At 46.0% G+C, this 7122-nt stretch carries 10 protein-coding genes and 1 pseudogene; 9 read left to right on the top strand and 2 right to left on the bottom strand.

The features are described from left to right. Positions 1-30: 30 nt before the first annotated feature. The gene (locus AB7E14_RS17815; RefSeq protein WP_044266820.1) at positions 31-258 is read right to left on the bottom strand and encodes a transcriptional regulator; all 228 of its coding nucleotides are present in this window, start codon (positions 256-258) and stop codon (positions 31-33) included. Between the two features lie 130 nt (positions 259-388). Here AB7E14_RS17815 and AB7E14_RS17810 point away from each other — a divergent pair, with 130 nt between their 5' ends. The 9 genes from AB7E14_RS17810 (at position 389) to AB7E14_RS17770 (ending at position 6037) form a co-directional block, all read left to right on the top strand. Beyond that, positions 389-796: a helix-turn-helix domain-containing protein gene (locus AB7E14_RS17810; protein WP_316961808.1), complete on the top strand. Its 408-nt coding sequence runs from the start codon at positions 389-391 to the stop codon at positions 794-796. Between the two features lie 196 nt (positions 797-992). Continuing rightward, positions 993-1151 carry a hypothetical protein gene (locus AB7E14_RS17805; RefSeq protein WP_155273625.1) on the top strand — a complete coding sequence of 53 codons (159 nt, stop codon included), beginning with the start codon at positions 993-995 and terminating at the stop codon, positions 1149-1151. A gap of 41 nt (positions 1152-1192) precedes the next feature. Then, a complete protein-coding gene (locus tag AB7E14_RS17800; RefSeq protein WP_316961809.1) occupies positions 1193-1348 on the top strand; it encodes a hypothetical protein in 156 nt (51 codons plus the stop codon). After that, on the top strand, positions 1348-1539 hold the full coding sequence (locus AB7E14_RS17795) for a DUF1482 family protein (RefSeq protein ID WP_316961810.1): 192 nt from the start codon (positions 1348-1350) through the stop codon (positions 1537-1539). Before AB7E14_RS17800 ends, AB7E14_RS17795 begins: the two co-directional genes overlap by 1 nt. Positions 1540-1699: 160 nt before the next feature. After that, positions 1700-2038: a hypothetical protein gene (locus AB7E14_RS17790; protein WP_316961811.1), complete on the top strand. Its 339-nt coding sequence runs from the start codon at positions 1700-1702 to the stop codon at positions 2036-2038. Between the two features lie 11 nt (positions 2039-2049). Next, complete coding sequence (locus AB7E14_RS17785; protein ID WP_316961812.1) at positions 2050-2376, top strand: RrF2 family transcriptional regulator; 327 nt, start codon at positions 2050-2052, stop codon at positions 2374-2376. A 141-nt stretch (positions 2377-2517) separates the two neighbouring features. After that, positions 2518-4728, top strand: coding sequence for an exonuclease (locus AB7E14_RS17780; RefSeq protein WP_316961813.1), 2211 nt, complete (start codon positions 2518-2520; stop codon positions 4726-4728). A gap of 69 nt (positions 4729-4797) precedes the next feature. Then, positions 4798-5076: a DUF4224 domain-containing protein gene (locus AB7E14_RS17775; RefSeq protein ID WP_071888413.1), complete on the top strand. Its 279-nt coding sequence runs from the start codon at positions 4798-4800 to the stop codon at positions 5074-5076. Then, the gene (locus tag AB7E14_RS17770; protein WP_316961843.1) at positions 5015-6037 is read left to right on the top strand and encodes a tyrosine-type recombinase/integrase; all 1023 of its coding nucleotides are present in this window, start codon (positions 5015-5017) and stop codon (positions 6035-6037) included. Before AB7E14_RS17775 ends, AB7E14_RS17770 begins: the two co-directional genes overlap by 62 nt. 449 nt (positions 6038-6486) lie before the next feature. Here AB7E14_RS17770 and AB7E14_RS17765 read toward each other — a convergent pair. Beyond that, positions 6487-7122 (bottom strand): annotated as a pseudogene (locus tag AB7E14_RS17765) (hypothetical protein); the annotation flags it as partial.

Raw genomic sequence — 7122 nt, 5'->3', positions numbered from 1 at the left:
TATGATGAGAGTAAGTTACAGAGTGCATAGTTAGGCCCCTTCTTGTGGCAAACCATCAGCTGGGTTTGGGTAAAGATCTGGCCTCAGCTCGTGTGGCGTCACCTGCCAATCGACGGCTTTTGAAACTCGCACAACAAGTTCGCCTGGTACCTTATTCTTGAACCATCCATTAACTGTTTGGGCTCGACGATTAAGGCGACGCCCCAGTTCAGCCTGACTGCATATTGCTAACATTTTCTTTTGAGTAGAGGTCTTCATTGGCATATCCCGTTGAGTGAACATGCAGGAAGTAAATCAAATTAAATCGATATCGTCAAATTATATCGATAGGTTTAGCTACAGATAAAATCTGTATAATCGTAGGTATGTTTTTGAGCGGGCTAGGAATATGAACTTCGGAAAGCGACTACAAAAAGCAATCCAAGAGCTTGGAATCTCTCAATCAGAACTTGCACGTAGATTGGGAGTTAAAGCCCAGTCGGTCAATGGCTGGTGTAATTCCAATATACTTCCAAGAGCCGACATCCTTGATCAGCTACAATCCGCCACAGGCTTTCCGCTTTATTGGTTTTTTCTCGAAGAAACTGAAGCAGACGATATACCTGTGATCATGTCAGAAAAAAAGCGACAACCTCAGTCTATTCAGGAACAAAAACTTCTTGAACAATTTGAGCTTTTACCTACTGATGATGAAAAAGAAAAGATTATTGAGTTGATCCAAATGCGCCTGCAAGAGCTTGACGATGTTGCTACAGCCTATCTAAAAAAACGGAAAATAATACCAAGTAACGAGTAACCACCTACCGTCACCCTCCCATAAATAAAGAAAAATCAATCCGATAAACTAATCGGCAAAATCTTCACGCCTCAACATATCGATTTAATTTGACATATATCGATTCAATCGATAATACTATTCCCAACGCAAAGACAGTCATCCAGGCAGGACGCCCACGAAGTAGCTGCCGGCGGCATACGAAACACCGGATGAGATGACAAACAGAAATGCGCAGCAGGTTTTAACCGTTCCGCTGGCCGGCGATAAGGCAGAGAGAATAAAGATGGAAAAAGCATACGAGGAATACTTTGAAGGTCTCGCCGAGGGCGAGGAAGCACTCAGTTTTGCAGAATTTAAAGAGGCTCTGTCATGAAATCCACCAGCGTAGTTCCTAACAACGGGTGCGCTGTTCCAATGCGAAACATCCGCACCGGCGCAGCATGGAAAGTTTCATACAACTACCTCGACGGCATCTACTGGCACGAACCGCAGGGGAATCTGCGCAATATTCGCCGCCCATTTGCCTCACGCACCATCGAACCGAATCTTGTACCAGCGGGGACACACTGATGGAAACGCTGTACGCATTAGTTCTGACTATCGTCATGGCAAACGGTGATTACCAGGAAGCCGTCCTTGGTGTTTATGGAAGTGAAAGAGAGTGTCTGTCGGCAGCAAGTGAGCAAAGTAGTGTTACAAATTGCTATCCCGTTGATGCAATTATTCGGGCTGACGACCAACAGCCTTCCGCATTTTTTTAACGAGTTTTGACCAATGGCTGTTGCCAGCCTGATGCTCAGTGCACGGGGCATCGTGATGGTAATACTGCCATCGTAACCAAACAGGAGACGAAGACCTGTTCTGGTTAAGTTGAGAATCTAGTTTGCCCGTCCCGTGGCGGGCCTTTTTCTGGAGGCTTTTATGTCAGCAAACGAACTGGCATTGAGATTCAGTACCGCACCTGCAGAGCAACTTATTGGTATTTTACCTGTCCTCGAAGTCAAAGAAGCCCTGCGTGATGAAGTGGAAGATGACGTTCTGGGGGAAGCCTGGACGGAACACAACTTTGAAATGGAAGCGATTGGCGAACAGCTCGATGAGACGGCTCAACTGGCCAGAAAATTCGAACTGATTGCCGAAACATTCGCAACGGCAATCAAACTGGCACTGACGTTGCCACACAGCGAGGCGATCCCTGTTTTACAGAATGCTCTCAGGGATAACCCCGGTTACGGTCGTGAACCGACTAAGGATGCGTAATGGAATTCGGAATGAAACGTGTTGTGGCATCTGTCCAGACCGTGGCAGTCCTGAACAGGATGTACTGCGGGAAACCCGTGTCTGTTGCCTCCATCAATAAAGAAACAAAGCTGTCTGTATCCTACCTGGAACAGATTTTTTCAAGGCTTCGCCGCAGCGACATTGTTACCAGCCAACTCGGTGCCGGTGGTGGATACCATCTCAAAAAAATTAACCCCAGCGTTGCTGATGTCGTTCGCGCCGTTACGCACACGCCGGATTCGTTCGAACCTGTGCTGAATGCTCTTGAATGGGTCCCCGTCGCGCAGCTGTCGCAGGAAAAATCCCCGACCCCATAAAGCACAAAACCCGCGCAAGGCGGGTTAAGTACCCGGTCAGCCGACCAAAGCTTTCCGGAACGAGTTTTGACCAATGACCACTACCACAGGCGGCAATCATCAGCTGCCGGGTATCTTACAACCTTAAGGAGCCCGAACGCAATGAACACATATGCGTATATCATCAAAGCCAAAGCCAAAGCGACTGACTCAAAAAGCCTCTTTTGTTGGTTCTCTGCAAAATCTGACTCGCGCGCTGAACGCGAAATTCTCAACCTTCTGGAAGATTCCGGGATCGAAGTTGGACGTGGTGCTGACCACCAGTTGCCAATACGCACTAACTGGTTTGTTGTCGACGATCTGCCTGAAGAAGGTACGCTGGATGACACATGGTGTGATCGTTACGTGCTTGGCGAGGATGGTTTAACCTGGAAAAAAATAGTGGTAGCCGAAGCACCAGCAGAGCCAGAATCTACCGTACTGACAGCAGGCGAACAACCAGCCAATGATGCGGTCCCCGAAGTTAATGAAAATATTCAACACGAGCAGGATTTTACTGAAGGGGAAGACTCTCACCCAGAATACCCAAAGTTAACGGCTGTACCGACCATGTCATTCCGACATCGCGTACTGGCGCAGCACATTGGCGGCGGTGAGTATATGTATCACGTCGACGAAGAGCAGAAAAAAGAAATTATCGCCCTGGAACTGGATCAGGATAATTCATATATCCAGAACCTTCTGCTCGCGGCAGAGAATGTTGAACCATTCAAGAAAGCCAATGAAGTTGATATCTGGAAGGCAGTGATTTCGGTAAAAACAGTATTCCCTGTCGACAGAAAAACGCCAGAACTGGCAAGCGTTATTCAGTTCCTTAATGCCTGGTTTAATACGGAACATATTGACCGCGGGCTTCTAACGAAGGAGTGGGCTAACGGTAATCGTCTGTCCTGCATCCAGAGAACTTCCGGTGGCGCTAACGCAGGAGGTGGAATTAAGACTGACCGAAACCCTGACTACATTCACACCTTGGAAACGCTGGATTACGAAATTGCCGCGGCCACATTGCCGATGGATTTTGATATTTACAATATACCGCTATCCATCCATCGACGCGCTAAAGAGATCATTACTAAAAAAGAGAGTCCGTGGAAAGAATGGTCCTCTGCTCTTCGCGCCACTCCAGGTGTTCTTGACTATTCAAGGGCTGCAATCTTTGCACTCATTCGCGGTGCTGGTGAAAACGTTCATAACTTCCCGGACAGTTTGCGCCGATACATCAGCGCGAACCTGACAGAAAGCAATCACGAAAAGCCGACTGCTGACACTCTTGCGGCTTCCCGTCAGATTAACTCTGCATCGGTAACCCTTGACGCGGTTCACGATGCCATCAACGGTAAAAATGAAACCACGATCCCTGATGGGGTGGGCGAAGAATATGCCTTTGTTGGTAACAAACTCGGCACTGAAGCCCGGTCCCGCGCTGAGCAACCGAACATCGAAAACCACGGCAATGGTGTCTTTTCCATAGACAGCCTGGTTAACACGCCACCGGCGCAACCATTATCTGTTGTCGATCAGGTTCGCCAGCGGTCAGTTGCAGAAAAAATCAAATCAGATAAGAACGAGGAAGCCGCCAGTGATGTGCAGATGGAAGAGGTTGTCAACGATGAAGCCCAGGCTGGTACTGAAGTGTCTCAGGGCGAAACAACAACTATGCCAGATGAAAGCGCTGATGCTTCTGGTGAACAAACAGATGCGGTAAATAATGAATCCGTTCATCAAATTACTGAACAAAAGTCTGACAAACTTTATTCTCACTTAATGGTGGATATGGAAACTATGGGCTGCGGTCCTGATGCCGCAATAGTTTCTATCGGTGGCGTATTTTTCGATCCTTCTTCTGGCAACACTGGCGCCGAGTTTTACCAGGTCGTCCGACTTGAATCATCTATGTCGTTTGGCATGAAACCTGATGCGTCGACAATCGAGTGGTGGTTAAAACAATCCCCGGAAGCTCGTTCTGCAATTCTTGTTGATGATGCAATGGGGCTGCTTGAAACCCTCGAACTTCTGGCTGACTTCATAGCTAAAAACGCTGCTAACGGTAGCCACACAGTTCAGATATGGGGTAACGGATGCTCTTTTGATAACGTCATTCTTCGTCGTGCGTTTGCGTTAACAGACACCCCCTTCCCTATTCCGTACTGGAATGACAGGGATGTAAGGACCATGGTCGAACTGGGTAAATCTGTGGGTATCAATCCACGCTTTGACATCCCGTTTGAAGGAGACATGCACAACGCGCTTTCTGATGCCCGACATCAGGTCAAATACGTGTCAGCAATCTGGCAGCGTCTGACTGCAAACTGATTTTTGATATTCAGAATAACGACCACCAGCCGGTTAAATTTTACCGGCTGGCTATCTGAGGTGATAGCCATGTATGAACTCACACTGTCACCAGCGGAAATTGCAGAAATAACGGGTTACAGACGATATACAGAACAACAGCGCCAGCTGCGTTGCCATGGGATCCCATTTACTACAGACGGGAAGAACAGGCCGATTGTTCTGCGTCGGAATCTGGCACCAAATACGACTGAATTACCAAAGGTTGACGAGTATGTTGCAACTGAACCCGACTTCGACGCCATTTATGGGAAGACCACGCAAGAATCCAAAGGACGCGCATCTGCCTCCGCGGGTTACCAAAAATAAATACAGCTACGTCTGGAAACCGAAAGGAACGAAACTCAGCGTAACACTGGGAAAAATCAGGGATACCAGCATATCTAAACTCTGGCAGCGTTATGAGGAAGAAAAAGCAAAACGTCATGACGTAATGACATTCGCAAAACTCTGGGGGCTGTTTCTGGATAGTCCATCGTTCACTGATCTATCAGCAAGAACGCAAACGGACTATCGTCAGCATCAAAAACAACTACTGGCCGTATTTGGAAAAATGAGAGCAGATGACATCAAGATTGAGCAGGTCCGTATCTATATGGACAAACGCGGAATTACAAGCAAGAACCAGGCAAATCAGGAGACCTCAAGCATGTCTCGTGTTTATGGCTGGGGTTTTGAAAGAGGATATGTGAAAAGTAACCCCTGCAAAGGGGTCCGAAAATTTACACTTAAAGCTCGCGAGGTATACATCACTGATGAAGAATATCAGGCGATATACATTGAAGCGGCGCCAGCGCTTCGCGTGGGTATGGAAATAGCTTATTTATGCGCTGCACGCGTTTCAGATGTTCTGTCATTGCGCTGGTCACAGGTTAGCGATGAAGGGATTTTCATCCAACAGGGTAAGACCGGCACAAAGCAGATAAAGGCATGGACTGTGCGGCTGCATAATGCCATTGCTTTAGCCAGAACGTTAGGCGGTGAAACTACGGTTGTATGCAGTAGCAAGGGAACAAAATATTCAAAAAGTGGATTTAACGATCTATGGGAGGCGGCACGCGAATCTGCGGGAATTACTCTGGGAAGGAAACTGAAGTGCACATTTCACGATCTTAAAGCCAAAGGTATTTCTGACTACGAAGGATCCAGCAGAGAGAAACAACTCTTTTCAGGGCATAAAACGGAAAGCCAGGTTCTTGTTTATGATCGCAAAGTTAGGATTTCTCCGACGTTAGATCTTCCTGTTTTGGGAGAATCGGAAGATGATTAAGGCGAGAAATATACCAAGCGAGTATACCAACACTATACCAAGTGTGACGGGTGTCGTTGAATGGAAGTAAGCTAAGTGTTTGAATAGTGGCGGAGAGAGGGGGATTTGAACCCCCGGTAGAGTTGCCCCTACTCCGGTTTTCGAGACCGTCCAACTGAGCATATAATTCATAAAGTTACCTTCAAAAGTGAGAAAACTGTTCATTGCTTGTACTCAGTTTTTTCAGCGAGTTACCAAAATCATCTGTGTCATTTTCTCATCATTTTTTAAAGTATTGGGACAAGGCAGGAGAACTTTCTCGACGTGAATGGGTCTCAAGACACCGGACAATTATCATCAATGAGACGTCTGAAAATGCAGAGGGCTAAAAGTCCACTTTTCGCAAGGAGCGGACTTTAAACTATAATCAATAATTTATAATATGCAGGTTTAATATCTATAACTGATATTCAGCCTCCAAATTTATTAAATTGGTCAGCGATGAAATCAAGGTATTCATTGCCTTGCCCATCACGCCTGAATTTTTGCTGCCCCTCAAAGTCAATATCGGGTATAAAGTGGATTATCTGATTACCTTTATATAGTCTTAAAGGTGAATAAAATGACATTGATTTATCATGTAAATAATCGCGTACTCCTGATATTGTACTGCCTATTAAAACATCACATAATTGAACTGCAGGACTCAACTCGGAATCAACTTGTTGTACATTTTGTAGCTTTAGAGGGAATTTAATACTAGCAATTTCAGACATTTTAAATTCTGCTGGTGTCCGACAATTGATAAGCATGGAAAGATATTCATTATATTGTAAAAGATTTTTAGAACGATCATGCTCGATACTATATGGTCCCTCTGACATTAGTTCGGTACGTGATATTAGTGCTTGAAGAATAATAAATGCCGCGTCAGTGGTGATTTTGGGATTAATTATTGCCTCAATACAACCTTGATGTTCCAGGGCTAGTGGCCCCAGCACTTCTGGTAATAGCCTCCAATTCACAGCTTTAACATTCTCAATAAGGGTTTTTACTGAAGCATGCGTTTTTTCATGCATCGCATTTTGAAAGGATAATAGAATGTT

The sequence above is a fragment of the Citrobacter sp. genome, from assembly GCF_050252275.1.
In the GTDB taxonomy this organism is placed as follows: domain Bacteria; phylum Pseudomonadota; class Gammaproteobacteria; order Enterobacterales; family Enterobacteriaceae; genus Citrobacter_A; species Citrobacter_A amalonaticus.
This window is presented reverse-complemented; position numbering and strand designations above follow the sequence as displayed.

Coding starts and splice junctions, on each gene's coding strand:
- AB7E14_RS17815 (WP_044266820.1), bottom strand. CDS start 258: ATGAAGACCTCTACTCAAAAGAAAATGTTAGCAATATGCAGTCAGGCT.
- AB7E14_RS17810 (WP_316961808.1), top strand. CDS start 389: ATGAACTTCGGAAAGCGACTACAAAAAGCAATCCAAGAGCTTGGAATC.
- AB7E14_RS17805 (WP_155273625.1), top strand. CDS start 993: ATGACAAACAGAAATGCGCAGCAGGTTTTAACCGTTCCGCTGGCCGGC.
- AB7E14_RS17800 (WP_316961809.1), top strand. CDS start 1,193: ATGCGAAACATCCGCACCGGCGCAGCATGGAAAGTTTCATACAACTAC.
- AB7E14_RS17795 (WP_316961810.1), top strand. CDS start 1,348: ATGGAAACGCTGTACGCATTAGTTCTGACTATCGTCATGGCAAACGGT.
- AB7E14_RS17790 (WP_316961811.1), top strand. CDS start 1,700: ATGTCAGCAAACGAACTGGCATTGAGATTCAGTACCGCACCTGCAGAG.
- AB7E14_RS17785 (WP_316961812.1), top strand. CDS start 2,050: ATGAAACGTGTTGTGGCATCTGTCCAGACCGTGGCAGTCCTGAACAGG.
- AB7E14_RS17780 (WP_316961813.1), top strand. CDS start 2,518: ATGAACACATATGCGTATATCATCAAAGCCAAAGCCAAAGCGACTGAC.
- AB7E14_RS17775 (WP_071888413.1), top strand. CDS start 4,798: ATGTATGAACTCACACTGTCACCAGCGGAAATTGCAGAAATAACGGGT.
- AB7E14_RS17770 (WP_316961843.1), top strand. CDS start 5,015: ATGGGAAGACCACGCAAGAATCCAAAGGACGCGCATCTGCCTCCGCGG.